The sequence below is a fragment of the Streptomyces sp. NPDC059355 genome (assembly GCF_042752335.1).
Classification (GTDB): domain Bacteria; phylum Actinomycetota; class Actinomycetes; order Streptomycetales; family Streptomycetaceae; genus Streptomyces.
In genome coordinates, this window is the sequence record NZ_JBHYXN010000046.1 from 45790 (window position 1) to 72470 (window position 26681).

The window sequence follows — 26681 nt, forward strand, 5'->3', positions numbered from 1 at the left end:
GCCAACCGCGGCGTGCATTGACGCGTCGTTGTCGATCGCTTGACGGCTCTCCGTACACGGCCGTCAAGGATCCGCCAATTCCCCTGGGTGTCCGGGGAATCACTCAGAGCGGGCGGTAAATTCCTGCCCGTTCCGCCACCGGGGAGCCGCTCCCCTTCGGGCCGCGACACATGCGGCCAGGGGCGCTCTGCCGATATCCACCAGAAGGCCACTCCATGTCCTCCGCTGCCGCGCAGCACACTCCCCCAGGTCTCGTGACTCCGCCTCGGTCACCTGTGCCCCGGCCGCCCCGCAGGCGTCCGGGCCCCGCGAACATGCTGGAGCCCGAGCAGCTCGCGGCCTCGGCCCGCGAGGCGGTGCACAAGCTCCACCCACGTGAACTCGTCCGCAAACCGGTGCTGTTCGTCGTCGCCGTCGGCTCCGTGCTCACCACGCTCTCCGCGCTCCTGCATCCGTCGGTCTTCACCTGGGTCATCAGCGTCTGGCTCTGGCTGACCGTGCTCTTCGCGAACCTCGCCGAAGCCGTGGCCGAAGGCCGGGGCCGCGCCCAGGCCGAGTCGCTGCGCAAGGCCCGTACGGACACGGTGGCGCTGCGGCTGCAGCACTGGACGTACGGAACGAACCTGCGCCACGCGCCCACCGAGGCCGTCTCGCCGGCCGAACTCCAGCCGTTCGACTTCGTGTTGATCGAGGCGGGCGAGACGGTCCCGGCCGACGGGGACGTCGTGGACGGCGCCGCCATGATCGACGAGTCCGCCGTCACCGGCGAATCGGCGCCCGTACTGCGGGAGTCGGGCGGCGACCGCTCCGGGGTCACGGGCGGTACGACCGTCCTGTCCGACTCCATCGTCGTACGGGTCACCTCCCGCCCGGGCCACAGCTTCATCGACCGGATGATCGCCCTGGTCGAGGGCGCCAGCCGGCAGAAGACCCCGAACGAGATCGCGCTGAACATCCTGCTCGCCGCCATGACGGTGATCTTCGTCCTGGTCGTGGTCACCATCCAGCCGATGGCCGCGCACGCGCGCGCCGCCCAGTCCACGGCCGTACTGGTCGCCCTCCTCGTCACGCTCATCCCCACCACCATCGGCGCCCTGCTCTCGGCCATCGGCATCGCCGGCATGGACCGCCTCGTCCAGCGCAACGTCCTGGCGATGAGCGGCCGGGCCGTGGAAGCTGCCGGCGATGTGAACACCCTGCTCCTCGACAAGACCGGCACCATCACCACCGGCAACCGCGAAGCCGAGCGCTTCGTCCCGCTGCCCGGCATCGACCACGGCAAGCTCGCCGACGCCGCCCAACTGTCGTCCCTCGCCGACGACACCCCCGAGGGCCGCTCCGTCGTCGCCCTCGCCGAGCGGTACGGCCTGACGGCACCCGCGGAGCACGAGCTTAGCAACCCGCGCTTCGTCCACTTCAGCGCCAGGACCCGGATGAGCGGCATCAACCTGAGCTGGGACAACGGCACCGGCTGCGCCATCCGCAAGGGAGCCGTACAGGAGGTCTGCGCCTGGGTGACGATGCGGGGCGGGGACGTACTGCCCGAGGCCGCCGACCGGTCTGCGCGGGTGTCCCGGTCGGGCGGCACGCCGCTGCTCGTCGCCGTCCACGACTGGGAAGGGCCACGGGTCCTGGGAATCATCCACCTCAAGGACGTCGTCAAGGACGGCATCCGGGAACGGTTCGCCGAGCTGCGCAGCATGGGAATCCGTACGGTCATGGTGACCGGCGACAATCCGCTGACCGCGGCCGCGATCGCCGCCGAGGCCGGTGTCGACGAGTACCTCGCCGAGGCCACTCCCGAGGACAAACTCGCGCTGATCAAACGGGAGCAGGAGGGCGGAAAGCTCGTCGCGATGACGGGCGACGGTACGAACGACGCGCCCGCGCTGGCACAGGCGGACGTCGGCGTGGCGATGAACACGGGCACCTCGGCAGCCAAAGAGGCCGGGAACATGGTGGACCTCGACTCCAACCCCACCAAGCTCATCGAGATCGTGCGGATCGGCAAACAGCTGCTCATCACGCGCGGCGCCCTGACCACGTTCTCCATCACCAACGACGTCGCGAAATACTTCGCGATCATCCCGGCGATGTTCACGTCCGCATACCCGGGACTCGGCGCGCTCAACGTCATGGGGCTGCACAGCCCCACCTCGGCCATCACCTCGGCGATCATCTTCAACGCCCTGATCATCGTGGCCCTGATCCCCCTCGCGCTGCGCGGCGTCCGCTACACCCCGGCCTCCGCCCACGACCTGCTGCGCCGCAACCTCGCCGTGTACGGGCTCGGCGGCCTCGTCCTGCCCTTCGTCGGCATCAAGCTCATCGACCTCGCGGTCTCCGCCGTCCCGGGCCTCGGATAGTCCCGCCCCCGTACGCACGTAGGCCGCCCGGTCGCAGCGCCCGCTTGAGGCTGCGAGCCGAGCGGCCCTTGTGTAGTGCGACGCCCACGAGCCTCGACGTCCCTTCTTTACGCGTCCCTTCCGCGCCCTGTCCGACTTTGACGCCGCCCTGACGACTCCCCGTCACCGCACGTCAGGGGCGTGTCAAAGGCACGTCCGGCACCTTGCCCGGCCGCATGCCGATGCGCTGGGACGGCTCCATGAACAGCGGTCCGCGCTACGAAGACCGGCCACCGCCATGGCGAAGCCGTGCCGTGACGGCGTCGGCGCAGCCGGCAGCGCCCGCTGCCCGCCCGACCCTCTGATTCGGGCCGCGCGTCATCCGCTCCACGCACCTGCCTCCTGTTCACTGAATCCCGCGGCAGCGGCGGCGTAGGAGCTCCCCCCTCTCCCCGCATGACCTGAGCCCACGCCCCGCGCTCCGCGCCGGGTGAGGGGCGTACGCCTCATGCCTGTATCCGGGAACCCGACATGTCTTCCACCCTTTCCGGCCGTACCGTCCTCGTCACCGGGGCCACCTCCGGCATCGGCTTCGAAGCCGCCCGCATGCTCGCCGAGAGCGGCGCCACCGTTCTCCTCCACGGCCGCACCGCCGAACGGTGGGCATCGAAGGGGCTCTCCTGCGCCCGCTCGCCGCCGACTTCTCCCGCTTGGAGGAGGTCGAGAACCTCGGCGCCGCTGTCGTCCGCGACCACCCCCTGCTGCACGCGCCGGTCAACAACGCCGCCATGGCCGCCCCCGAGCGCCACACCCTCACCGCCGACGGCAACGAGAGCGCGTTCCAGGTGAACTTCCTGGCCCACTACCTCCTCACCAACCTGCCGGCGCCGGCGCTGACCAGCGACCCGGGCGGCCGCGTCGTCAACGGCTCCTCCTACGACCGCTCCGAGCGCGTCGCCCCGGCCCCGGCCGCCACCGAGGACCGCACCGTCAAGCGCCTCGACAAGCTCGCCGACCTCCTCGTCGGCCACGCCGTCCGAAGGACTGCGGTGGCTCAGATCACGGCGAGCCGGTCCACCAGCAGTTCCACCCTCCGGTCGGCGTCCCCCGGCGGCAGCCGTCCCGCGCGGGTCAGGGTCGCCAGGCCGTGCAGGGACGCCCAGAACAGCTCGGTGAACAGCGCCGGGTGGACGCCGTCCCCGGCGGCCTCGCCGAGGTTCTCCAGCAGGGCGGCGAAGGCGTCCTTGAGGGGCTCCGGGGTGTCCTCCTGCGCGAACGCCAGGCCGCCGTCGAGCTGGAACATGGCGTCGTAGACCGCCGGGTTGCGTTCGGCGTAGCCGAGGTAGGTGCGGGCGAGGGTGGTGACCCGGGCGCGCGGACCGTCCGCGGCGGAGGCCGCGGCTCTCAGCGCCGCGGCCATCTCGGCGGCGCCCGCGAGGGCGACGGCGCCGATGATCTCGCGTTTGCCGCGGAAGTGGCTGTAGAGGACGGGCTGGCTGTACTCGATGCGCTCGGCGAGCCGGCGGGTGGTGACCGCGTCCCAGCCCTGCTGCTCTGCGAGTTCGCGGGCCGTTGCCAAGATGAGGCGCTCGCGGCCCGCCCGTTCGCGCTCCTTGCGTTCCTGTACCGACATGATTCGATCCTAGCACCGCTAGACAATCGAGCGGCAGCAGTAATAGCGTTGCCTCGACAGCTAGCACCGCTAGATTTCTGGAGGGGTCGCCATGCTCAACGCACTCGAGGTCTTCACCACCGTGGTCGTCGGCGTGATGGTGGGGGTGGAGTTCTCCGTCGCGTTCTTCGTCAACCCGATCCTCGACGGCCTCCCCGGCGACAACGGCCTGCGCGGCCGCACCCATGGGGCCCGGCTGCTCGGCGCCGTGATGCCGTTCTGGTACATCGGCTCGCTCGCCCTCGCCGCGGTCTGGGCTGTCGCCGGCCGGAACCACGACGGCGCCGTCCTCGTCGTCACCGCCGCCGCCCTGCTGATCCTCAGCGTGGTGATGTCGATCCTTCTGCTCGTCCCGATCAACAATCGGGTCAAGACCTGGACCGCCGACGGTCTGCCGGCCGACTGGAAGCAGCAGATGAACCGCTGGGACCGCTTCCACCACGTCCGCGTCGCCGTCATCATCGCCGCCTTCGCCCTGCTGGTCACCGCCCTTGCCTGAGCGCCTCTGCCGGCCGGCCCCGGCACGAGATCCAGGCGATGGCCGCGTCCCTGAGACGGGAACGCGGCCGTCGCCATGAGACGGGCTGCTGAGGGACCACAGGTCAGAGCCCCGGTACAGGACGTGCGGGGTGTGATCCGCGGCCGCCGGCCCGGGGCGGGGCGGTCACTCGCCCGGGCCGTCGAGCGCCCGGCTGCGGAGGAGCTTCTTGTCCGGCTTGCCCGCGTCGGTCAGGGGCAGCGCGTCGACGAACTCGATGCTCGAGGGCTCGTACATGGCGCCCTTCCGTTCCCGGACCATGGCGCGCAGCTCCTTCTCGCCGACCTCGCCGCCCGGCGCGCGGACGACGACCGCGTGGACCCGCTCCATGAGATTGGCGTCGGGGACCCCGAGCACCGCGCTCTGCAGGACCTGCGGATGGGAGTTCAGGACGTCCTCCAGCTCCACCGTGTACACGTGGCCTCCCACCACCACGATCAGGTCCTTCAGCCGGTCCACGATCGTGACGTAGCCGTCCGCGTCGGCGAAGCCGACGTCGCCGGTGTGCAGCCAACCGTCCCGCAGCACCTCGGCGGTGAGCTCGGGCTGCTTCCAGTACCCCTTCATCACGTGCGGGGAACGTACGCATATCTCGCCGCGCTCGCCGGCGGGCAGGTGCCGTCCGCCGGCGTCACGGACGGCGACCTCGACGCCCTCGATGATCTTCCCGGCGGTTCGCAGCAGCTCCGGGCGCCGCGGATCATGGTCTTCGGGCGGGAGCATGCTGATCCCGCCGGCCTCGTTCTGGCCGTAGAACTGGTTCAGCACGGGGCCGAAGCGCCGGACCGCAGCCGCGAGGCGGGTCGGGGAGGAGGCGCAGCCTCCGTAGGTGAGCGAGCGCAGGCCGGAGGTGTCGGTACGGTCGACCTCGGGGTGGTCCATCAACTGGTAGAGGAGCGGCGGCAGCAGGAACACGTGGGAGATGCGCTCGCGCTCGAGGGCGGCGAGCACGGCACCCGCCTCGAACTCGTCCAGCAGGACGACGGTGCCGCCGCGGTGCAGCGTGGTGTCCGCCATGAGGCCCGCCGCATGCGCGAGGGTGGTGCACACCAGGGTCCTGACCGGTCCGCCCTCGGACCACTCCGATCCGACCGGCACCCACTGCTCGAAGGTCGTGCAGATGGCCTTGGGATGGCCAGTGGTCCCACCGGTGTGACGGATGATGCAGATGTCCTGCGCAAGCGCCGAGCCCGGGAACGCCTCGGTGGACTCCTCGGCGGCGAGCGTCACCAGGTCCGGGCCCGCGCCGACGCCTCCCCCGAGAACCAGCACCCGCACCGACGGCACCCGCCGGGACAGTTCGGCGGCGCGCTCGCGGTGGGCCGGGTCGACGATCAGCGCCCGGGTCTCGACGTCCCGGAGGATGTCGGCGTGCACGTCGGCCGAGAGGCCGGCGTAGAGATGGTTCACGGCGCAGCCGAGCAGGCCGGCGGCGTAGCGGGCAGCGATCGTCTCGGGAAGGTTGCCGGCGAGGAGGGTGACCGTCTGACCGCGCCGCACCCCCTGGGAGCGCAGCGCCCGGGCCATCCCGTAGACGAGGCCGCGTAATTCACCCGCGCTCACGCGCCGGCCCCGGTGTACCAGGGCCTCGCGGCCGGGTTCGTTTCCCAGGGCGTCGAGAATCTCTTCCACGTGGCCGCGGAAGTGTTCGGTGGTGTCGTCCATACCGATCCCCATTGGTTGACTTGAGCAACTAGCGGGAGGCTAGCGGTCGGTGATCCACAAACCCAAAGCCGGACGCCGAAATCCGGCCAATGCCCACCTCCTCACCCAAACATCACCGACCTCCGGCCTGCTGTAGCCGCTCCGCCGGTCTCAAACGCAAATGAGGCGACAGGACGCCGGAGTTGCCGGACGATGACGGGCGGTGGACGGCGAGGACGACGACGTGGTGGTGAACGAGGCAGTGGTGAGGGGAACGTTGCCGGAGGCTCTGGATGCCGTGGTGTGGGACGGGCTCGAGACGCGCTCCCCGAAGGAACCGGTCGAGGACGTGGCGCGGGCGCTTCGTCGGCTCGTCTCGGCGGGGTCGGAGGCGGTGGAGGAGGACTGCTACCCGCTCGGCTCCCTCGTCACGCGGGACGGGTGCGAAACGCCGTCCGCGGCGGCGGTCGCCCTGCCGTTCGTCATCGCGCTCGCCGCCGACCCGGCCATGGGTGTACGGGTCGACCTCGTCGATCTGCTGGCGGCGATGCACTCGCCGGCCCTGGCGGGCGAGGACTGGTCGGGGGCGTGGGCTCTGCTCGCGGATCCGGAGCCTACGGTGCGACGGGCGGCGACGGCGCTGCCGGTCGGGGTCGCGCGACTGCTGGAGCGGTGGCGGGTCGAGGCGGACCCGACCGTACGGCTGCCGCTGCTGCTCGCCCTCGGCGAGGCCGCTTCCGGAGAGGCCGCCTCGGGAGAAGCCGCTCCCGAAGGAGCCGGAGAGCCCGCCCACGAGGCGCGAGCGGTCCTGGCCGACGTACTGGACGGCGATGACCCGGTGCTGTGGGTCGCCGCCGTTCACGCCTCGGCGAAGCGCGACCGAGAGCTGCCGGCCCGGCAACTGGACCGGCTGATCGAGGTGTTCTCGGACCTCGCTCTGCGACCGCGCTTCGAAAGCGTCTGGTACACCCCGGACATCGAGACTCCCTGGACCCGAGAGGACCTGGTCCGATCCACGGCGTGGCTGCTCGGACACGACCCCGAGGTGGAACTCTCCTTCACCGTAAGGCTGGTCGAGAGCGCGCAACGCTCCGGGGACGCCGCGCTGTGCCGGGAGGCACTGGATGTGGCGTGGCGGCTCCTGACCGAGCGGCGCTCCGTGGAGGCCGCCCTGCTGCCACTCGCGGGCGGGCTGCTGGCCGATCCGGACGGCGCCGTGCGGCTGCGGGCGGCCAACATCCTCGCGGTGCTGGGCCCGGCGGCCGCGCCGTACGCGGACCGGCTGGCCGACCTGCTCGACGACGACGCGTCCGACTTGTACCTCGACGGAACGGTCCGAAAAATCGCCCGGTGGGCACTGACCCGGATCGGTGACCTTCGCGGCCTCCCCGGGCTGGTCGAGCAGTTCCGCGCGCAGGAGGAGGAGCAGGGCCGCGGCTACGGCATCGGGGATCCTCGGCGACCGAGCACGCATGACGCGCTGATTCCGCTGCGCGCACACGCGGACACCCTGCTGCCCGCGATACGGGAGACGATCCGGCAATGCGGTGCCCGACGTGGTGCGACCCGCAGCTTCCTCCCGGTACTGGAAGCCTGGGGCGAGGACGCGCTGCCCGCTTTGCCCGATCTCATCCCGCTGCTGGCGGACACCTGGACTTCGACCCCTGTGATGGGGGTGCTGCGGGCGATGGGACCGGCCGCCGCCCCCGCCGTACCCGCGGTGCTCACCGGTCAGGTGCTGGACCACCCGGGCAATCACCACTTCGTCGCCTACACCGCCGCCCTTCTCGGCACCGATCGCGACGCAGCCCTGCGCCTCGTCGGCGGGGCGGTCATGAGGGCGAAGGAACCCGGGTTCGGGCCGATCGGCGAACTGGGCGGGTTCGGCCGGGACGCGGCGCCGTACGCGCAGCGGGTGCGGTTCGCGATGGAGGGCTCGACGCATTGGCCGCGGCTCACGGCGGCGATCACGCTCTGGGAGATCACGGGCCGGGTCGAACCGAGCATGCGGGTCCTGGAGGAGTTCGTCCTGCCGATCGCCGACGGCGGTGACGGCTTCGGGTTCTTCGGCGACGCCCTGCGGGCCCTGATCCGGATGGGCGAGATCAGCCCGGCGATCCGCGAAGCCCTGCTGGTGGTAAGGCGGTCGGAGCGTCGCCTGTCCGCGGACGGGGGATATCCGATGATCCTCCACGACGCGGAACTGCGCGGCCTGATCGAGAAGGCCATCGCGTGCGCGGGTCCCGGGGCGGCGGGTGGGACGCCCTGAGTCGAAAGACACGGCCTAGACGCGCAAGACCTTGCGGAGGAGCTCGCCGAACTCGGTGGGGTGCGTGGTCAGGCCGGTGTGCCCGCCGGGGAAGTGCAGGAGTTCCGTACCGAGGCTCTCGGCCAGCAGAGCGGCCGGACGGTAGGGCAGCTCGCCGCGTGAGTCCTGGCCGCAGGCGAGCACGAGCCGGCCGGACAGCGCCGCCAGCCGGTGGACGTCAGGGGCGTAGGACATGAAGCTCGGCACGATGCGCCCGACGAAGTAGGGCAGGTCGGCCATCGTCCGCTCGACCCGCGCCGCCGCCTGCGGCGGAAGCTTGATCTCGGCCTTCGGCCCATCGGCATCGCCGTCCTTCTTCAGACCCGCGGCGAACACGGCCATCGCCGGCATGAGCCCCTCGGTGCGGAGCGTCGCCTGCACGCGCTCGATGAGCACGCGATGTTCGGGGGCGTCCGGAAGGACCTCCACCACCGGCGGCTCGTGCGCAACGAGGAGTTCGACGCGTTCGGGATGAGCGGAGAGCAGGTGCAGGGCGGCGATCGCGCCCGAGCTGGAGCCGAAGACACGTGCGGGCTCACCGGGCGACAGCAGCTCCAGCATCCGGAAGGCGTCGTCGGCGTGTTCCGCCACGTGCTGCTCGGCCTCGGGGTCGTCCAGCGCGCTTCGGGACATGCCGCGCGGGTCGTAGGTCGCGACGGTGCAGGCGGCGGCCAGGTCGTCGGCGATGCCGTCGAAGGAGGCCGCGCCGCCCGTCCCTCCCGGGATCAGGAGCAGGAGCGGGCCGCGGCCGCGCACCTCGTAGTGCAGGGTCGCGCCGTTCACGCGCAGGCTGCCGGTGGTCGGGGCGGTCGTCATGCGGCGTCTCCTTCCCGGGACGGGGGCCAGTGCTCCAGGAGGGTGTGGAGGGCGTCGAGTGCGCGGATCCAGGACTCCTGTGGTGAACGCTCGTGCGCGAACCCGCCCGCGGCCTCCAGGGCGACGAAGCCGTGGAACGTGCTGCGCAGCAACCGGACCGCGTCGGTCAGGTCCGGTTCGGCCAGTCCGTAGCCGCGCAGCATGCCGTAGGTCAGCTGGATCGCGCGCCGTGGTCCGGGCGCCTTCGCGGCCAGTTCGGGGTCGATACGGATCGGAGTCTGCGTCGCCGTGTAGCGGCCCGGATGCGTGAGCGCGTACTCCCGCCAGGCGTTGGCGTACGCCACCAGCGCCTCCTTGCCTGCCCGCCCCGAGGTGGCCTCCGCGATGCGGATGGTCTTCTCGTCCGCCGCCAGCAGCGCGATCCGGCCGCGCAGATCCTCGAGGCCTCGGACATGCGCGTAGAGGCTCGCGTCCTTCACGCCCAGCCGACGCGCCACCTGCGACATGGTCACCTGGTCGAGCCCGACCTCGTCCGCCAGCTCGGCGCCTGCGACGGTCACGCGCTCAGCCGTCAGTCCTGCCCTCGCCATGCACCCTCCCGATCCGATTCCTAGGACCCCTAGCTTAAACCTAGGGGTCCTAGGAACGCGAGCGGGATATGTCGCCGTACCGCGGATGCGGACGGTTCACCGCGCTCTGGGCCACCAGGTGCGGGCCGAGGTGATCGATGCCCGCGGCCGGATCCTCGGCAGGCGCGGACAGCTGACGGAGTACCGGCCTTCATGTGCCCGGACGGGCTCTCGCGTGACCAAGATCTGGGCGGGCTCGCACGCGGTCAGGAGGGAACTGATCGGCCGCGACTTAGGACTGCAGCCGCTGTCGGCTCCGTTCCACATCCACGTTGTTCACATGCATCACAAGGGAGGTAAACCATGGGTCATCCCGTACCGCAGCGGATCGGTGCCGCAGCCGAGACAAGCCCGGGAGAGACGCGCGTGGCGGCCACGCCGTCGACCGTGCGCCAGTTGGTCGCGCTGGGCTACGAGGTCATCGTCGAGTCGGGAGCGGGCAGGGCCTCCGGTTTCTCCGACGACGCGTACGTCGCGCAGGGCGCGAAGGTCGGTGACGCCTGGGGCGCCGACATCGTCCTGAAGGTCAACGCACCGTCCAGCGACGAGATCCGGAGCCTGCGTGACGGCGCGACGCTGGTCAGCCTGATCAGCCCGGCGCTCAATCCCGGCCTGGTCGAGGAGCTCGCGCGGCGTCCCATCACGGTGCTCGCCATGGACGCGGTCCCGCGCATCTCGCGGGCCCAGTCCTTGGACGTGCTCAGCTCCATGGCCAACATCGCCGGCTACCGCGCGGTCGTCGAGGTGGCACACGCGTTCGGACGTTTCTTCACCGGTCAGGTGACCGCGGCCGGAAAGGTTCCGCCCGCCAAGGTTCTCGTCGCGGGCGCCGGCGTGGCAGGCCTTGCCGCCATCGGCGCCGCCAACAGCCTGGGCGCGATCGTCCGGGCCACCGATCCGCGGCCCGAGGTGGCGGAGCAGGTCCGTTCGCTCGGCGGCGAGTTCCTCGGCGTCGAGGTGGAGCACAAGGCCGGCACCGACGGGTACGCCAAGGCGACCTCCGAGGAATACGACCGCCGGGCCGCGGAGATCTACAGCGAGCAGGCCGCCGACGTCGACATCGTCATCACCACCGCCCTGATCCCCGGACGTCCGGCGCCGAAGCTGCTCACCGCTCAGGACGTCGCGAGCATGCGGCCCGGCAGCGTGATCGTCGACATGGCCGCGTCGCAGGGCGGGAACGTCGCCGGCACGGTCGCGGGAGAGGTGGTCGTCACCGACAACGGCGTCACGATCATCGGCTACACCGACCTGCCCGCCCGACTGCCGGCCCAGGCGTCCCAGCTGTACGGCACGAACCTCGTCAACCTGATGAAGCTGCTCACGCCGGCCAAGGACGGCCGGCACGTGATCGATTTCGAGGACGTGGTGCAGCGGTCCATGACCGTGGTGCGTGACGGCGAGACGACCTGGCCGCCGCCACCGGTACAGGTGTCCGCCGCACCGGTGGCGCAGGCGCCGGTGGCCGCGAAGCCGGTCGTACCCGAGAAGGGGCCGATGTCCCCGGCGGCCAAGTACGGGCTCGCCGGTGCCGGGATGGCGGCGCTCTTCCTGCTGACCGCATTCTCCCCGTCCCAGCTGATCGGGAACTTCACCGTATTCGTTCTCGCGATCGTCATCGGCTACTACGTCATCGGCAAGGTCCACCACGCCCTGCACACACCACTCATGTCGGTGACGAACGCCATCTCCGGGATCGTCGTCGTGGGCGCCCTCCTGCAGATCGCCCACACGGACATCACGATCACCGTGCTGTCGTCCGCCGCGATCCTGCTGGCCAGCATCAACATCTTCGGCGGATTCGCGGTCACCCGCCGCATGCTCGCCATGTTCTCGAGAGGCTGATCCCCCCATGACTGCCGCCACGGCCGCGCAGGCCGCTTACATCGTCGCCGCACTCCTGTTCATCCTCAGCCTCGCCGGACTCTCGAAGCACGAAAGCTCCCGTTCGGGGCTCGTGTTCGGCGCCTCCGGAATGGTGATCGCCCTCGCCGCCACCATCGGCCTGGCCTCGCGCAGCATCACCGCGACGGGGCTGACCCTGCTCGTCGTCGCGATGCTGATCGGCGCGGGTGTCGGGTTCTGGCGCGCCCGCGTGGTCGAGATGACCGGCATGCCCGAACTCATCGCCCTCCTGCACAGTTTCGTCGGCCTGGCCGCCGTACTCGTAGGCTGGAACGGCTACTTCGAGGTCGAGGCCGAGGGTCCCGGGCACGCCGCGGTGGCGCAGGACCTGCTCGGCATCCACCACACCGAAGTGTTCATCGGGATATTCATCGGCGCCGTCACCTTCAGCGGCTCGATCGTCGCCTACCTGAAGCTGTCGGCGCGCATCAAGTCCAGCCCGCTGGTACTGCCCGGCAAGAACCTGATCAACCTGGGCGCCCTCGCCGCGTTCGCGGTGCTGACGGTCTTCTTCGTCATCCACCCGAGCCTCGGTCTGCTCATCGCGGTCACCGCGGTGGCGCTCGCCCTCGGAGTACACCTGGTCGCCTCGATCGGCGGCGGCGACATGCCGGTCGTGGTGTCGATGCTCAACAGCTACTCCGGCTGGGCCGCGGCCGCGTCCGGCTTCCTGCTGAACAACAACCTGCTCATCGTGACCGGAGCGCTGGTCGGATCCTCCGGCGCGTACCTCTCGTACATCATGTGCCAGGCGATGAACCGCTCGTTCATCTCCGTGATCGCGGGCGGCTTCGGTGTCGAGGCTGCCGCGAGCGACGACACCGACCTCGGCGAGCACCACGAGATCACCGCCGAAGCCACCGCCGAAATGCTCCTGAACGCCTCGTCCGTCGTGATCGCCCCGGGGTACGGAATGGCCGTCGCGCAGGCCCAGTACCCGGTCGCCGAGCTGACCCGCAAGCTCCGCGAGCGAGGGGTGGACGTGCGGTTCGGCATCCACCCCGTGGCCGGACGACTTCCGGGGCACATGAACGTGCTGCTGGCGGAGGCGAAGGTGCCGTACGACATCGTCCTGGAAATGGACGAGATCAATGACGAACTCTCCGACACCACGGTCGTGCTCGTCATCGGTGCCAACGACACCGTCAACCCCGCCGCCGCCGAAGATCCCAACAGCCCCATCGCCGGTATGCCGGTACTGCGGGTGTGGGAAGCGGAGAACGTGGTCGTGTTCAAGCGCTCGATGGCGACCGGATACGCGGGCGTCGCCAATCCCCTCTTCTACCGCGACAACACCCAGATGCTCTTCGGCGATGCCAAGCAGCGGATGGAGGACATCCTCGGGGCGCTCGGATCCGACACCGCGTCGCACCGCTCGCCGGCCGCGGCCATGGCCTCGCGGTAGCCGGACGGACACACCCCGCCTTCGCGCAGGATCGGCCCGTCCGGTGGGACGGGTCGGGAGCCTCCGCGAGGGCGGGGTCCGCCATGTTCCAGCCCTTGCCTCACCTATCGATATTCGATAGATTCCCATCGTGAATCGATGGAAGGATGGGCCATGGGAAAGCTGACCGTGGGTGCGTTGCGCGCGGTGCTCGTGGTGGTGCTCACCGGAACCGTGCTCGTACAGGCGCTGATGGTGTGGACGTTGATCAGCGGCAGCGACCCGGAGGACGGGTCGATCCCACTGACTCCGCTGCGCGTGATCACGATCCTGGGCCTGGGGTCGGCCCAGGTCGTCCTGGTCTGCGTCTGGCGGCTGGTGACGATGGTGCGCCGCGGAACCGTGTTCTCCCACGCCGCCTTCCGGTACGTGGACGTCATGATCGGCGCGATCGTGTCGGCCGCCCTCGTGTGGTTCGCGGTCACGGCCGTCAATGCGCCGGGCCAGCGGGAGGACCCGGGCGTCACCGTCATCATGGGCGGGATCGGAGTGGCCATCCTGGGGGTCGCGCTCATGGTCCTCGTACTGCGGATGCTGCTCGCCCAGGCCGTCGCGCGCGACGTCGAAGCGTCGCGGATGCAGGCCGAGTTGGACGAGGTGATCTGATGCCGATCAGCGTCGACATCGACGTGATGCTGGCCAAACGGAAAATGTCCGTGGGCGAGCTCGCGGACCGCGTGGGGATCACGCCCGCCAACCTGGCGGTGCTCAAGAACGGCCGCGCCAAGGCGGTGCGCTTCGCGACGCTCGCCGCGCTCTGCGAGGTGCTGAGCTGCCAGCCGGGCGACCTGCTGCGCTGGGAGGCCGAGGACGCCGAAGACGCCGAGGCCGGCTGACCCGCCCCGGGGCGGATGTGAAATCGCCCGGCCCTGCCGGCACCACCGCGAACCCCCGCCCTTCCGGCACGGAAGGGCGGGGGTTCGCCGTTGGGCGGCCGGCCGGTCAGACGGTGCGGCCGAAGTACGCGGCGAGCCGGTCGAGCGCGGGGGCGTCCTCGGGAGCGGCCTCGGACGAACCGAACATGGCGGCCTGCGGGCGGATCTCGTCCGGGTGGTTGCCGTACCAGGTGCGGAACACCGCTTCCACGGCGTCCGGGTCGCCCGCGCGGTCCTGGCCGGTGGCGGTGGCCAGGTCCCAGCCGTGCAGGACGGCCTCCAGCAGGTGCAGGTCGGCCAAGCGCGGACCCGACCCACCGCCCGGCAGCGGCATCCGCCGCTGAAGCGCACCCGGGGTCTGCCAGGCGGCCAGGACCTCCTTGGCCCCCTCGGCGTAGACCTCTCCGGGCTGCCGCTCACCGATCCGGTCGATGGCGAACAGGGAGAATTCGGGAGCGCCGCCCTGCGCGAGCACCACGTAGTACGGGTTGCCGGCCACGAGGTGGTTGGCCAGGGCCCGCACGTCGAAGTCGTCACACGGGGTGGGCTGCCCGTACTGCGCGGGGGTGACGTTGCCCAGCAGCTGCGCCGCGTGGGTGAGCGCCTTCTCCAGCAGCTGGATGTCCTGGAACGTGATGATCGCGCCTGTCCGTGAATGGGGTGGGGGACGCCTGCGCGGCCGGACGGCCGCCAGCGCACGCCGGAACGCCTTCCGCCCCTGCCACGGGCCCGGATGCGCCGACACAGTCACCATGCCCTTCCTTGCGGACAGGTTCTGTCCGCAAGGAAGCAGGGGCCCGGACGCGAACGGGCGGGAGGAGGCACGTAGGAAATGGTCCGCAGGTCGGATCGGGATCAGTTCGCGTGCTGGTACGTCGAGTAGGTCAGGTACCCCGCGTCGCCGCCCTGGTAAAAGGTGGCCTCGTCCACCGGGGCTACGGGCAGTGCGAGGCGCAGTCGCTCGACCAGGTCGGGGTTGGCGATGTAGGCGCGGCCGAAGCTGATGAGGTCGGCGCCCTGCCCGAGCCAGTGGTCCGCGTCGGCCCGGCCGGTCTGCTTCGGTCCCATCGGGAGGGTCGGGTTCACGATGAGGGTGCCCGGCCAGGCACGGCGGAGGCCGAGGAGCACGTGTTCGTCGATGGTGGCTTCGAGGTGGACGTAGGCCACTTCGAGGCGGGCGAGCTCGGTGAGCAGCGCGGTGTAGAGCTCGGGGACTTCGGTCTCCGCGACGCCCCAGAACGTCCCGCCCGGGGAGAGGCGGATGCCGGTCCTGGCGCCGCCGACGGCATCGACGGTGGCGGCCGTCGCCTCGACGGCGAACCGGATCCGGTTGGCCGACGAGCCTCCGTAGCGGTCCGTACGCAGGTTGGCGTTCGAGGAGAGGAACTGCGAGATCAGGTAGCCGTTGGCGCCGTGCAGCTCCACGCCGTCGAAGCCGGCGTCGACGGCGCGGCGGGCGGCCTCGGCATACGACCGGGTGTGCTCGGGCACCTCGCCGGTGTCCAGCGCGCGCGGCACGGGCGCCGGCCGAGGTCCGGCCGGGGTGAACACGTCGCCTGTGGCGGGTACGGCGGAGGGCCCGACCGGCTGCATGCCGGTGGTGTCGGGGTGCGAGACGCGGCCGCCGTGCATGATCTGGGCGAAGATCCGTCCGCCGTTGGCGTGTACCGCGGCGGTCACCGGGCGCCACGCGTCGACCTGGCCATCGGTGTGCAGCCCCGGGGTACCCGGATTGGACTGCCCGATCAGGCTCGGCTGAACCCCCTCGGTCACGATCAGACCGGCGGTCGCCCGCTGGGCGTAGTACGTGGCCATCGACGGTGTGGCCAGACCGTCCGCGGTGGCCCGGACCCGTGACATCGGGGCCATCACCACCCGGTTCGGCAGGGTCAGGTCACCGAGTCGATTGCTGTCGAAGAGTGTTGACACCGTAAGGCTCCTTCGCGATCCGCAGCGCCCGCAAGAGTCGGGCACAGCAGCTACGCTAAAATCTGACATTGACGTCAGAGGCAAGCTGTGTGCCGCGGATCACAGCCGGGAGGGCGAGATGCGTATCGGGGAGCTCGCGGCGCGGGCCGGAGTCAGCGTCCGGTCGCTGCGGTACTACGAAGAGCAGGGGCTGCTCACCAGTACCCGCAGCGCCGGCGGACAGCGGCACTACACGGACGACGAGGTGGAGCGCGTCGCGTTCGTCCAGCGGCTGTACGCGGCGGGCCTGTCCAGCCGGACCATCGCCGAACTGCTGCCGTGCGTCGACGCGCCCAGCGAGGAGAACTCCGACGCCGCGCTGGAGCGGATGCTCCAGGAACGCGACCGGCTCTCCGAGCACATCACCGGCCTCATCCATACCCGCGACGCACTCGACCGGCTGATGGCCACGGCTCAGGCGCACCGTGAGGGGCTGCGTCCTTCCGCGACCGCCTCCTGAAACCTGACGCGATGACCCTCGCGGCGATCAGGTGCCGGCAGGTGTCATGGGGCGGCCCGCCGGGTCGTCCTTCGCGGTCTGCCCCGCGGTGCGGTGGGTGCGTTCGACGGACTGACCCCAGTACGTTCCGGTGATCATGAGAACGGCGCCCAGGAAGGCCCACGGGGTGAGCCGTTCGCCGCCGAGGGTGATCCCGACCGCGACCGCCCAGATCGGTTCGGTGCCCAGAAGGAGGCTGGCCCGGCTGGCGGAGGTGCGTTGCACGGCCCAGGTCTGGGCGAGGAACGCGAACACGCTGCAGAACAGGGCGAGATAGATCAGCTGGGTCCAGGTGGTGGCGCTGCTCCGGGCGAGGTCCGGCAGGTGGGCGATGGCCGGCGGCAGGCACAGCACCGACCCGACGACGGTCTGGGCCGTCGTCAGGTGCAACGGGTCCACGGCGCGGCCGGCGGTGAGCCTTCCGACGAGCGCGACGTGCCCGGCCCGGACGACCGCGGCGGCGAGCATCAGCCCGTCCCCCGGTCGAAGGGCGTGCAGTCCGGTGCCGGAGATGAGCAGCCCGACGGCCAGGACGCAGAGGCCGGCGGCGAGGAAGAACGTCACCGGCATTCCCGGGCGTCCCCCGGTCCGGTCCATGAGCGGTGTCAGCACGATCGTCAAACTGATGATCAGTCCGGCGTTGGCGGCGCTGGTGTGCGCCACCCCGTACGTCTCCAGCACGAGAACGGCCGCTTGGGTGACCCCCAGGAGGGACCCGATGCGGATCTCCGCACGCGTCCAGGGGCGCGTCCGGCGGCGTGCGGCGACCAGGGCGCCACACGCCAGCGCGGAGATCGCGTACCGGGCGAACAGGACCACCAGGACCGGAAGGACGACGGTGGCCGTCTTGGCTGCCAGATAACTGGAACCCCAGACGAGCGCAACCAGCAGGAGTACCGCATCGGTACGGCGGGCAACAGGCATGCCCACACGCTGCACGATCGATGATGTTGAAGGCTACGACCAACTTCTTAAAGCAACCTGTAGCAGCACTACACTGTGCGCATGGATGAGCGGCAGCTGCGGATCCTGCGGGAGCTCGGGGAACTGGGGAGTGTCACGGCGGTCGCCGAGGCACTGCACGTGACCCCTTCCGCGATCTCGCAGCAGCTGAGGCTGCTGCAGCGGTCGATTCCCGTCCCGCTGACCGAACGCGCCGGGCGGCGGGTGGTGCTCACCGACGCCGGGCAGGCCCTGGCCGGGGCGGCCATCGAGGTGGAGGCCGCTCTGGCCCGGGCCCGGCACACCATCACCGACTTCGCGGAGCAACCCGAAGGCAGCGTGTCGATGTCCGCGTTCCACAGCGCGGGCTCCGCGTTCTTCCCCCTGATGCTGCGCAGCCTCGCCGGCCCGGACCGCCCCCGCCTGACCCTCGCCGACGAAGACGTCGCCCAGGACCGCTTCCCCACTCTCACCCGCGATTACGATCTCGTGCTCGCCCACCGCCTCGACCACGGTCCGCCGTGGCCGCGCACCGTGACCGCCACCACCCTGCTGCACGAGCCCCTCGATGTCGCCCTGCCCGTCGGCCACCCGCTCGCCTCCCGTCCCTGGCTCTCGCCACAGGACGTGGCCGCCAGCCCTGGATCACGGTCCACGACGGCTTCCCGCTCATGGCCACCATCGAGGCCATCGCCGGCGCCGCCAACCGCCGGCTCGACATCGTCCACCGCATCAACGAGTTCGCGGTGGTGGCCGAGGCCGTGGCCGCCGGCGGCGGCTTGGCGTTGATGCCGCGCTGGACCGCCCGCGTGCACCCCGAAGTCGTCCTCAGGCCGTTGAGCGGGGTGCACGCCCGACGCCGCATCGACGTGCTCCACCGGCCCGAGCGCACCGCACGAAGAGCCGTCCGTACGGTCCTCGCCGAGCTGCACCGCGCCGCCGCGGCGATCCAGGGCCAAGACACCCGTGCCCTCCCGCCGGATGGCGGCACCCGCGCCGGCTGACCCGTACGCCCGCGCCCCCCACACCGATCACGGGCCGCGCTCTCTGCGTCGTCGTGGTGGTCCGGCCGGATCAGCCCAGCAGCGGCGCGGTGATGCTCCGCAGCCGGTCGGCGTGCCGATAGTGGTGCCCTGTCATCCCTGCTGCCCGGGCGGCCGAGACATGGCCGAGCGTGTCGTCGACGAACAGGCACCTGCGCGGATCCGCACCGGCCAGCCGGGCCGCCGCTTCGAAGACCCGGGGGTCCGGCTTCGCGGCCCCGAGGCGGGCGGTGTTGACCACCGCGTCGAACGCTTCGGCCAGGTCCAGCGCGACGAGATCGTCCTCCAGCCGTGTGGTGGCGTTGGACACCAGGACCACGGGCACCCGGCCGCGGACCCCCGCCAGGAGGTCCAGGACGGCGCGGTCGAGGCGGCCGGTCAAGGCGCTCCATTTCTCGACGAGTTCCGCGGCTCGATCGGCCGACCCGCAGACCCCGGCGAGGTCCGAAGCCGTCTGGGCCCGCCAATGATCGTCACTGATCGCCCCGGTGACCGCCGCATCCAACAGGCCGGGGCGGAACGCCGCAGCCGCGAGCGTCCCCTCGGGCAACCCCGCAGCACGGTCGAGCGCGGTCATGCCGTCCGGATCCCACAGGCGCGGCACCCCGTCGAAGTCGCAGAGCACGGCGTCGAAAGGCGGGTCGCTCATGCCGCTGATCTTGCCAGACCACCGCTGACCGGCATTGGGCGGCGCTCTGGCCGACGTGGAGCCAATCGTCATTTAAGATTCAAGACGGCCGCTGGGCTGCGGCTCGTCACCCTGCGCGGCGGCCGTGGAACGGTCAGGCCGGCCGGTCGACGAGAGCGGCCTGAGTCAGAGCCCTGGTCCCGATGGGGACCACATGACGCTGATCATGAAGATCCCGGGGAATCGTGTGACCACCGGCGTGCGTCTCAGTGGCGTGGGGCGCCCAGCCCACCCGCCCACGAACAAGAAGACCCCCAGGGAGAAGTGAGGGATGCCAGTGATCTGCGTCGGAGGCATGATCGGAATCGGCAAGACGAGTGTCGCCGAACTGCTCGCCAAGGAGCTGGGCAGTGAAGTCTTCTACGAGAGCGTGGACGACAACCCGATCCTTCCGCTCTTCTACACGGCGAGCCCCGAAGAGATCCAGGCGAAGCGCTACCCCTTCCTGCTCCAGCTGTACTTCCTGCAGACGCGGTTCGCCGCGATCAAGGAGGCGTACAAGCAGGGCGACAACGTCCTCGACCGGTCCATCTACGAGGACTGGTACTTCGCCAAGGTCAATCACGACCTCGGCCGGATCAGCTCCCTCGAGATGCAGGTGTACGAGGGCCTGCTGGCCGAGATGATGCGCGAGATCGACGGCCTGCCGTACCGCAAGGCGCCCGACCTCATGGTCTATCTCAAGGCGGACTTCGAGACGGTGCTGCACCGTATCGGGCTGCGGGGCCGCGGTTTCGAACAGGACGAGAGCCTCGTCGACTACTACCGGACCCTGTGGTCCGGCTATGACGACTGGGTGCACAAGCACTACTCGGCCAGCGACGTGCTCATCGTGGACATGAACCACACGGACGTGGTGAACAACCCCGAGGACGCGGCCCGCGTCGCGCAGGAGGTCAAGGACGCGCTGGCGGCGGTCGGGCACCGCGCCTGAGCTCGCCGTACGTGATCCGCCGTCGAACGGGTCCGGCCCGGCCGCCCGGAGCGTCGTAGCCCGGGTCCCGGGACCCGGGACCCGGGCGGGCGCGGGCCGCACCGCGTCCTCAGCGCGGCCACTCCGGGGCCGGGTCCTCGGTGAGGAGCGGCCTGAGGGCGCCGAGGACCGCTCCGATGCAGACGTCACGCAACTGGTCGCGGGTGCAGGTCTCGTGGGCGAGCCAGTCGACACAGAGGATCTGAACGAAGACCAGCCAGCTCTTCAGGACGCCGGACACGGCCTCACGGGCACCCGCGTCCATGAAGGGGAGCACGGCCAGCAGCCGCGCGCGGAGCGCGTCGAGCTCGTTCGCCATGATCGTCTGGATCACCGGATCGCCCGCGAGGGCCTGGTTCGCGGCGAGAACGGCGTTGCGGTTCGCCACGAAGTAGTCGAGATGGACGTCCATGCCCTGGATGAGCTGTTCGACGAGGGAATCGGCCGGGGCGAGCCGAGTCCCGGCGAGCAGCTGGTCCGCCGCCTGTTGGTAGACGGCGGCGAAGAGGGCGTTCTTGCTCGGGAAGTGCCGGTAGAGCAGGGCCCGGGAGACACCGGCCTCTTCGGCGACCTGCTCCATCAGCACGTCGGCGTACGGGTGGGCGGCGAAGAGCCGTGCGCCGACGGCGAGGAGCTTGGCGCGGCGGTCGGCGGGAGCCAGTCGCTTGCGGGGAGACATGGATCCAGCTTAGTTGACACACGTCTACTACTGCCCTCAAGGTGGTAGTAGACGTGTGTCTACTAGGCTCCACCAAGACTGCTTGGAGGGATCATGGCCAGGACTCTGCGCGTGCTCACACAGTTGATGGGCTGGGCCAACGTGGCGATCGGCCTGCTCCACGTGGCACTCGGCAACGCGGCGATCCCCGGCGCCGGCGGCGCCGGCGCCACGATCGACAGCTGGGGCCGGTTCATGGGGGCCGTCTTCGCCGGATACGGGGCGGCCTGGCTCTGGGCGGCGCGGCAGCGGCCGATCCCGGCTTCGGCGATTCGGTGGCTCGCCGGCATCCTTCTGCTGGGAGGCGCGGGGAGGGTGCTCTCGCTCGCCGTGCACGGCTGGCCGCACTGGTTCCAGATCGCCCTGGCGGCGCTCGAACTCGGCCTGCCGCCGGTCTTCTTCCGGCTGGCCGACGCGGAGGAGCGGGCGACGCGCAGCGAGGTTCAGGCCGTACCCGCCGGGTGACGGGCACGGCCGTCCACCCGGTACGTGGCGAGGCAGCTGGTGGCAGCGGCCGCATGTGCAGAGGCCAGGGTGGCCGGGATGGCTGCAAGGGAGTCGGCCGGCTCGTCGGGTGTCGGGCCATCCGGCTGACAGCCGGGTCGGCACCGCGCCGGTGCGCGATCCCGAGGCGGGGCGTGTGCTGTTCTCCGTATGCCGCCCCCCCGGCGCGCATTCCGCAGCGCCGCCGCAAGCGGCGCGCAACGGCTTCTGCTTGAGGTGAGGCATGTCCGAGTACCGCGCCGTCCAAGTCACCGGATCCCGCAATTTCGAGCTCGTCACCCGGGAGGTCGAGCCGCCACCGGTGGGGCATGTACGGATCAAGGTGGAGGCTTGCGGCGTCTGCCATTCGGACGTCCTCGCGGTGGAGGGGATGCGGGCCGACCCCTCGCAGCCCGTCGTACCCGGCCACGAGGTGGTCGGGGTCATCGACGCCGTGGGGGAAGGCGTGACCGCCTGGCGGGTCGGTGACCGCGTCGGCGTCGGCTACCTCGGCGGCCACTGCGGGGAGTGCGGAGGCTGCCGGCGCGGCGACTTCGTCAACTGCGAGAACCAGCATCAGACGGGGACCACCAGCGACGGCGGATACGCCGAGGTCATCACCGCCAAGAGCAGCGGCCTGGTCAGGATGCCGGAGGGGATGTCCGCCGTGGACGCAGCCCCTCTGCTGTGCGCCGGTCTCACGGTCTACAGCGCGCTCCGGCAGGCTGACGGCCATCCGGGGGCGCTGGTGGCCGTCCAGGGCATCGGCGGCCTCGGCCACCTGGGACTGCAGTACGCCGACAAGCTCGGCCACCGGGTCGTCGCCATCGCCCGCGGCCCGGAGAAGCGCGACCTGGCGCTGCGGCTGGGGGCGGACGAATACATCGACAGCGCCGCCGGGGACCCCGGCGCGGCGTTGCGGCAGTTGGGCGGCGCGGCCGCCATCGTGGCGACGGCGGCGAGCGGCGCCTCGATGACGCCTCTGATTCCCGGACTCGCCCCGCGCGGAAAGATGATCGTCCTCGGGGCCGCCGCGGATCCCGTCGAAGTCGCCACGCCAGACCTCATCTTCGGGGGCCGCAGCATCACGGGCAGTCTCACAGGCACGTCGATCGAGAACGAGGACAACCTCGATTTCGCCGTCCGGCAGGGCATCCGCCCCATGACGGAGATCTTCCCGCTGGCCGAGGCGCCGAAGGCCTACGAGCGCATGATGTCCGGACGGGCGCGCTTCCGCGCCGTCCTCGACATGACGGCCGGCTGATCCGTACCCGCCTGCTGTCACCGAAACGGTCGGCGCTCACCCAGAAGCGTGCTCGCCCCGACGGTCCAGGGCGCGTGACGGGGCCCTGCCCCATCACGCGACACCCGAGGTCCGGGCCCGGTACGTGCCCGGGGTGACTCCCTCCCAGCGGCTGAACGCGCGGACCAGGGCCGTGGCTCCGCTCAGGCCGACGAGGGGGGCGATCCGGTCGAGCGGCAGGTCCGTGGTTTCCAGCAGCCGGCGGGTCCGGCGGTGCCGGGCGTCGTCGAGAAGGGCCCTCCAGGAAGTGCCCTCCTCCTGGAGGGCCCGGCGCAGGGTGCGGGGGCTGAGGTGGACGTCCCTGCCCGCGTCGGCGGGGCCGGTGCCGTCGAGCGGGGCGTGGTCCAGCCATTGCCGGACCCGCTCGGCGAGGGTCACGGACGTCGACAGTTCGCGCAGCAGCCGGTCGGCGTAGGCCCGGTGCAGGGCGCCGAGTTCGGGGTCGTGCGGGGCGCGGGGCCGGTCGAGGTCGCGGTTGGCGACGGTGATCGCGTTCTCGGGGGCGCCGAAGGCGACGGGGCAGCCGAGGATCCGGGCGTACGGTTCGGCGGAGCCGGTACGGGTGTGGGTGAAGGACGCCGACATCGGCGCCCAGCCGTCCCCGGCGATCCAGCGGGCGGCCCGCACCATGCCGGCGAGGACCGCCTCGACCTGCTGCGGGTGCATGGTCGCGGGGTCGACGGTCGGCCGGTAGCGGATGCGGGTGGTATCGCCGCCGCGGTGCGCGGTGACCGTACCGGCCTGGCTGACCAAGGGGTGGTAGCGGACCGCCGCTTCGGCGGCCTCCGCGAGGCTCGCGCTGGTGAGGACCACATGACCGAGGACGTGCAGACTGCCCGGCGTGATCGCGTCCCCGACGCGAAGACCGGCGTACGGGTCGCCGCCCCGGGTGCCGATCACCGTGTCCCAGAGGGCGCGTACCTCGGTGAACGGGAGCCGCGCCAAGGGCGAGGCCCAGGCCCCCGGCTCGGACTCGCCCGCCTCGCCGGCCGCGGCGTCCGTCGTGGCGTTCAGGACGGCGCGCGCGTAGGACGCGGCGACGGTGGACGGCTCGATGCTGGGCATGGCGGTCAGTCAATGCCCGGGGCGGCCCACCGTCAACCGGCGGCGGGGGCCCGGGAGTCAACGAGGTGGCCGCCAGGGTCAATGACCGGGCCCGGCGGCGCCTCTAAGGTCGGGCTGCCCCCTGCGGCAGGCCCGTACGCCTCCACGCCGGCGCGCCGGCAGTTCGCCGCGTATGCACCTGAAGGAGCACCTCTTGATCGTCTTTCTGCTGCCCTCGTCCGGCTACGACCCGACCGAGGCGGCCGTGCCCTGGGCCGCGCTGCGCGACGCCGGACACGACGTACGGTTCGCGACGCCCGACGGGCGGGTCGCACTCGCCGACCGCCGGCTGACCGACACCGGCTTCTCCTGGCTCTCCCCGTGGCTGATGACCCGCCGCGCCGAGCTGGAGGCCTACCGGCGGCTGACCGAGGACCCCTGGTTCCGTGCCCCGCTGTCCTACGCCGAGGTCGATCCGGCGCGCCTGACGGGGCTGTTCGTCCCCGGCGGGCACGCCCCGGGGATGCGTACGCTGCTGGAGGACGCGGTCGCGCAGCGGTTGTTCGCGCGGGTCTTCCTGGTAGGGCTGCCGGTGGGGGCGGTGTGCCACGGTGTGCTCCTGGCCGCGCGCGAAGGACCCCACGACCGGCCGTTCGGTGCTGCACGGCCGGCGGACCACGGCGCTGACCTCGCTGCTGGAACTCACCGCCTGGAATCTGACCCGCCTGTGGCTGGGCCGCTACTACCGGACCTATCCGGCGACCGTCCAGGCGGAGGTCACCGCGGCCCTCGCCGAACCGGGCCACTTCCTGGCCGGCCCTGCCCTTCCGGTCCGGGACACCGCGGCGCGTCCCCGCCGCGGGTTCACCGTGCAGGACGGCAACTACGTCTCCGCCCGCTGGCCGGGCGACTGCCACCGCCTGGCGGCGGACTACCTCGCGCTGGTCCGCTCGTACCGGCGCTCCCCCGCGCCTTCCACCGCGGAGAGCGGGCACTGACATGGCTTTTCGCGGCCGGCTGGCCACCGGGGCGCTGATCGCGGTACCGGGTACGGGGGCGACGGGACTCCCCGCGGCGGCTTCGAGCCCGGCCGTCGCCGCCGCGCCGCAGGCCGTACGGGCGGCACCGGCACCGGCACCGGCACCGGCACCGGCCATGGCACCGGCCACCACCGCCGGCGGGGATCTGGCGGGCTGGATGGGCGGGTTGAAGGCGGTCCTCGGCGACCGTCCGCGACCCGGATCGTGATGCCGGGCAGCCACGACTCGGGGTCCTTGGAGCGTCAGCCGCGACAGCGGGGTGTGCAGTCACGGGGACCAGGCCGACCCGGCCAACCGGTTCCCGTCGATCGCGGCGAGCCCGTCGCGTGCCCAGAGCGGCACCATCGTCGACCAACTCGTCGGCGGCGCACGCTACTTCGACCTGCGCGCCTGTGCAAGCGGGGCGAGCGGTGGTTCACGTACCACGGCGGGCCGATGGGCGGTCAGTTCTTCGATGCGCCGGACGGGCGCGGCGCGATGGTGCGCGGCGAGGTCAACGGGATCGCGGAGTGGATCGGGGCCCATCCGCAGGAGGTCGTCATCATCCGGCTCTCGACGGCCGCCCCGTCGGACACCGCGCGCGCCGACAACAGCGAGGCGGTGACCGCGCCGGTCGCCGCGATCGGCGGCGGTGCCGGGAACCCGTAGCTCGCCGACGGGTCGCTGAGCCCGGCGTCGACGTACGGCCAGTACCTGGCGGCGGGGAGGCGGGTGGTGCTCATCGACGAGATGGCGACGACCGGACATCCGTGGGCCTGGGGTCCCGGCGCGCAGACGTACCGGGGCAGCTACGTGCAGGCGGACACGGCCTGGACCGACTACGTCAAGGCGCTGTTCGACCCGCACACCCTGCGGAAGAACTTCGACGCCGTGCTGCGCCGGGGCGATCAGGTCCTCGACCGGGCGCCGGACCCGGGGGACGCCGGGAAGTTCTTCGTCCTGCAGGACATCATCGACCCGTCGCTGCCGATCCCGGACCTGATCCTCGCCCAGGGCCTGGAGAAGACCGGGGTCATCCCGTCGTCGGTGGCCGACCAGTACCTCCTGCACCTGGAGCACCGGTTGAACCCGCTGGTACCGGCGAAGCCACCACGCCGCGGACCTTCTACGGTGCGGGGCTCGCCGCGGACGGGTCGTGGAGCGCGCCCGCGCCACTGGCCGGCCACGGCGGCTCGTTCCGGTTCGCCGGTGCGCGGGGCTCCGCGGCCGCTCTGCCGGACGGCGGCACCCAGGTACTCGGACGCGGTCTCGACGGGAACCTCTACCACGACATCCGCAGGGCTGACGGGTCTTGGCAGGGCTGGTCGGCGGTGGCGGGCGACGGTGGCACCGGGTCGTTGCGGATCACCGAGTTGTCGGCGGCGGGCACGGCCGACGGTTCGGCCCGGTTCCTGGCCGACGGGGAGGACGGCCGGATGCGGCTGGGCAGCCGCCGGGCGGACGGCTCCTGGACGGGCCGGGCGGTGATCGCGGGCGTCGGCGCACCCGATTTCCGCGGGCCCGCCCTGGCGATCGCGGCTCTGCCCGGCGGTGAGAGCCGGATCGCGGCGATCGGCCTCGACGGCAACGTCCGGCACACCGTTCGCGGCCGCGGCGGCGACTGGACCCCCTTCCGCCCGGTGCCCGGCCCGAAGGGGTCCGGGAGCTTCGCGGGCGACCAGGTCGCCATCGCAGGCCTGCCCGACGGCTCGGCCCGGCTGCTGGTGACCACCCGCTGAGCGATCCCCTCGGGTTCGGGGCGGAGACGGATCGGGGCGGACAGGGACCCGGCCGAACGGTGAGCGGGTGCGGCCGAGTGCGACCG

25 protein-coding genes and 3 pseudogenes are annotated in these 26681 nt (G+C 71.4%); 18 read left to right on the forward strand and 10 right to left on the reverse strand.

Going from position 1 to position 26681, the window contains the following annotated elements; translation table 11 throughout:
- Positions 1-215 precede the first annotated feature (215 nt).
- Positions 216-2366 (forward strand): potassium-transporting ATPase subunit KdpB, encoded by a 2151-nt coding sequence (gene kdpB / locus ACFXGI_RS31765; RefSeq protein ID WP_384714194.1) that lies wholly within the window; start codon positions 216-218, stop codon positions 2364-2366.
- A 638-nt stretch (positions 2367-3004) separates the two neighbouring features.
- Positions 3005-3223 (forward strand): annotated as a pseudogene (locus ACFXGI_RS31770) (short-chain dehydrogenase); the annotation flags it as partial.
- A 176-nt stretch (positions 3224-3399) separates the two neighbouring features.
- Here ACFXGI_RS31770 and ACFXGI_RS31775 read toward each other — a convergent pair.
- A complete protein-coding gene (locus tag ACFXGI_RS31775) occupies positions 3400-3978 on the reverse strand; it encodes a TetR/AcrR family transcriptional regulator (protein WP_384714197.1) in 579 nt (192 codons plus the stop codon).
- Between the two features lie 91 nt (positions 3979-4069).
- On the opposite strand from ACFXGI_RS31775, the gene ACFXGI_RS31780 reads away from it, so the two are divergent.
- Positions 4070-4516, forward strand: a complete 447-nt coding sequence (locus tag ACFXGI_RS31780) for an anthrone oxygenase family protein (RefSeq protein WP_384714200.1) — start codon at positions 4070-4072, stop codon at positions 4514-4516.
- Between the two features lie 165 nt (positions 4517-4681).
- Here ACFXGI_RS31780 and ACFXGI_RS31785 read toward each other — a convergent pair whose 3' ends face one another.
- Positions 4682-6220, reverse strand: a complete 1539-nt coding sequence (locus ACFXGI_RS31785; protein WP_384714203.1) for an AMP-binding protein — start codon at positions 6218-6220, stop codon at positions 4682-4684.
- 202 nt (positions 6221-6422) lie between these two features.
- On the opposite strand from ACFXGI_RS31785, the gene ACFXGI_RS31790 reads away from it, so the two are divergent.
- Entirely contained in the window at positions 6423-8468 is a 2046-nt protein-coding gene (locus ACFXGI_RS31790) for a hypothetical protein (RefSeq protein WP_384714206.1), read from the forward strand.
- A 15-nt stretch (positions 8469-8483) separates the two neighbouring features.
- Here ACFXGI_RS31790 and ACFXGI_RS31795 read toward each other — a convergent pair whose 3' ends face one another.
- Together ACFXGI_RS31795 and ACFXGI_RS31800 are read right to left on the reverse strand one after the other, a co-directional pair.
- Positions 8484-9323 carry an alpha/beta fold hydrolase gene (locus ACFXGI_RS31795; RefSeq protein ID WP_384714209.1) on the reverse strand — a complete coding sequence of 280 codons (840 nt, stop codon included), beginning with the start codon at positions 9321-9323 and terminating at the stop codon, positions 8484-8486.
- Positions 9320-9913 (reverse strand): TetR/AcrR family transcriptional regulator, encoded by a 594-nt coding sequence (locus tag ACFXGI_RS31800; RefSeq protein WP_384714212.1) that lies wholly within the window; start codon positions 9911-9913, stop codon positions 9320-9322. Before ACFXGI_RS31800 ends, ACFXGI_RS31795 begins: the two co-directional genes overlap by 4 nt.
- A 342-nt stretch (positions 9914-10255) precedes the next feature.
- On the opposite strand from ACFXGI_RS31800, the gene ACFXGI_RS31805 reads away from it, so the two are divergent.
- The 4 genes from ACFXGI_RS31805 to ACFXGI_RS31820 all read left to right on the forward strand — a co-directional run bounded on the left by ACFXGI_RS31805 (position 10256) and on the right by ACFXGI_RS31820 (position 14137).
- Positions 10256-11797: a Re/Si-specific NAD(P)(+) transhydrogenase subunit alpha gene (locus tag ACFXGI_RS31805; RefSeq protein WP_384714215.1), complete on the forward strand. Its 1542-nt coding sequence runs from the start codon at positions 10256-10258 to the stop codon at positions 11795-11797.
- A gap of 7 nt (positions 11798-11804) precedes the next feature.
- Positions 11805-13262, forward strand: coding sequence for a Re/Si-specific NAD(P)(+) transhydrogenase subunit beta (gene pntB, locus ACFXGI_RS31810; RefSeq protein ID WP_384714218.1), 1458 nt, complete (start codon positions 11805-11807; stop codon positions 13260-13262).
- 153 nt (positions 13263-13415) lie between these two features.
- Positions 13416-13907 carry a DUF2975 domain-containing protein gene (locus ACFXGI_RS31815; protein WP_384714221.1) on the forward strand — a complete coding sequence of 164 codons (492 nt, stop codon included), beginning with the start codon at positions 13416-13418 and terminating at the stop codon, positions 13905-13907.
- Complete coding sequence (locus tag ACFXGI_RS31820) at positions 13907-14137, forward strand: helix-turn-helix domain-containing protein (protein WP_384714224.1); 231 nt, start codon at positions 13907-13909, stop codon at positions 14135-14137. The genes ACFXGI_RS31815 and ACFXGI_RS31820 overlap by 1 nt, the downstream gene beginning before the upstream one ends.
- Before the next feature lie 106 nt (positions 14138-14243).
- On the opposite strand, the gene ACFXGI_RS31825 is transcribed toward ACFXGI_RS31820, so the two are convergent.
- Together ACFXGI_RS31825 and ACFXGI_RS31830 are read right to left on the reverse strand one after the other, a co-directional pair.
- The gene (locus ACFXGI_RS31825; protein WP_384714226.1) at positions 14244-14930 is read right to left on the reverse strand and encodes a TIGR03086 family metal-binding protein; all 687 of its coding nucleotides are present in this window, start codon (positions 14928-14930) and stop codon (positions 14244-14246) included.
- A gap of 101 nt (positions 14931-15031) precedes the next feature.
- Entirely contained in the window at positions 15032-16105 is a 1074-nt protein-coding gene (locus tag ACFXGI_RS31830; RefSeq protein ID WP_384714229.1) for an alkene reductase, read from the reverse strand.
- 118 nt (positions 16106-16223) lie between these two features.
- On the opposite strand from ACFXGI_RS31830, the gene ACFXGI_RS31835 reads away from it, so the two are divergent.
- On the forward strand, positions 16224-16604 hold the full coding sequence (locus tag ACFXGI_RS31835; protein WP_384714232.1) for a MerR family transcriptional regulator: 381 nt from the start codon (positions 16224-16226) through the stop codon (positions 16602-16604).
- Between the two features lie 27 nt (positions 16605-16631).
- On the opposite strand, the gene ACFXGI_RS31840 is transcribed toward ACFXGI_RS31835, so the two are convergent.
- Complete coding sequence (locus ACFXGI_RS31840) at positions 16632-17567, reverse strand: DMT family transporter (RefSeq protein ID WP_384714235.1); 936 nt, start codon at positions 17565-17567, stop codon at positions 16632-16634.
- 81 nt (positions 17568-17648) lie between these two features.
- Between ACFXGI_RS31840 and ACFXGI_RS31845 the strand changes: the two are divergent.
- Positions 17649-18589: pseudogene (locus ACFXGI_RS31845) on the forward strand (LysR family transcriptional regulator).
- Between the two features lie 70 nt (positions 18590-18659).
- Here the strand turns inward: ACFXGI_RS31845 and ACFXGI_RS31850 are convergent.
- A complete protein-coding gene (locus ACFXGI_RS31850; protein ID WP_384714238.1) occupies positions 18660-19277 on the reverse strand; it encodes an HAD-IA family hydrolase in 618 nt (205 codons plus the stop codon).
- 310 nt (positions 19278-19587) lie between these two features.
- Here ACFXGI_RS31850 and ACFXGI_RS31855 point away from each other — a divergent pair, with 310 nt between their 5' ends.
- The gene (locus ACFXGI_RS31855) at positions 19588-20250 is read left to right on the forward strand and encodes a deoxynucleoside kinase (RefSeq protein WP_384714241.1); all 663 of its coding nucleotides are present in this window, start codon (positions 19588-19590) and stop codon (positions 20248-20250) included.
- A 109-nt stretch (positions 20251-20359) separates the two neighbouring features.
- On the opposite strand, the gene ACFXGI_RS31860 is transcribed toward ACFXGI_RS31855, so the two are convergent.
- Positions 20360-20968, reverse strand: coding sequence for a TetR/AcrR family transcriptional regulator (locus ACFXGI_RS31860; RefSeq protein ID WP_384714244.1), 609 nt, complete (start codon positions 20966-20968; stop codon positions 20360-20362).
- Positions 20969-21061: 93 nt separating this feature from the next.
- Here ACFXGI_RS31860 and ACFXGI_RS31865 point away from each other — a divergent pair, with 93 nt between their 5' ends.
- Positions 21062-21472 carry a DUF4345 domain-containing protein gene (locus ACFXGI_RS31865; protein ID WP_384714247.1) on the forward strand — a complete coding sequence of 137 codons (411 nt, stop codon included), beginning with the start codon at positions 21062-21064 and terminating at the stop codon, positions 21470-21472.
- 262 nt (positions 21473-21734) lie between these two features.
- Positions 21735-22754, forward strand: coding sequence for an alcohol dehydrogenase catalytic domain-containing protein (locus ACFXGI_RS31870; protein WP_384714250.1), 1020 nt, complete (start codon positions 21735-21737; stop codon positions 22752-22754).
- Between the two features lie 93 nt (positions 22755-22847).
- Here ACFXGI_RS31870 and ACFXGI_RS31875 read toward each other — a convergent pair whose 3' ends face one another.
- On the reverse strand, positions 22848-23858 hold the full coding sequence (locus ACFXGI_RS31875; protein WP_384714253.1) for an AraC family transcriptional regulator: 1011 nt from the start codon (positions 23856-23858) through the stop codon (positions 22848-22850).
- Between the two features lie 172 nt (positions 23859-24030).
- Here ACFXGI_RS31875 and ACFXGI_RS31880 point away from each other — a divergent pair.
- From ACFXGI_RS31880 to ACFXGI_RS31900, 5 genes and pseudogenes are all read left to right on the forward strand, one after another.
- A pseudogene (locus tag ACFXGI_RS31880) lies at positions 24031-24408 on the forward strand (type 1 glutamine amidotransferase domain-containing protein); the annotation flags it as partial.
- A 40-nt stretch (positions 24409-24448) separates the two neighbouring features.
- Positions 24449-24835, forward strand: a complete 387-nt coding sequence (locus ACFXGI_RS31885) for a hypothetical protein (protein ID WP_384714268.1) — start codon at positions 24449-24451, stop codon at positions 24833-24835.
- Between the two features lies 1 nt (position 24836).
- Positions 24837-25085 (forward strand): hypothetical protein, encoded by a 249-nt coding sequence (locus tag ACFXGI_RS31890; protein WP_384714256.1) that lies wholly within the window; start codon positions 24837-24839, stop codon positions 25083-25085.
- A 227-nt stretch (positions 25086-25312) separates the two neighbouring features.
- Positions 25313-25525: a hypothetical protein gene (locus ACFXGI_RS31895; protein ID WP_384714259.1), complete on the forward strand. Its 213-nt coding sequence runs from the start codon at positions 25313-25315 to the stop codon at positions 25523-25525.
- A 662-nt stretch (positions 25526-26187) separates the two neighbouring features.
- Positions 26188-26595 (forward strand): hypothetical protein, encoded by a 408-nt coding sequence (locus ACFXGI_RS31900; protein WP_384714262.1) that lies wholly within the window; start codon positions 26188-26190, stop codon positions 26593-26595.
- The last annotated feature ends 86 nt before the right edge of the window (positions 26596-26681 follow it).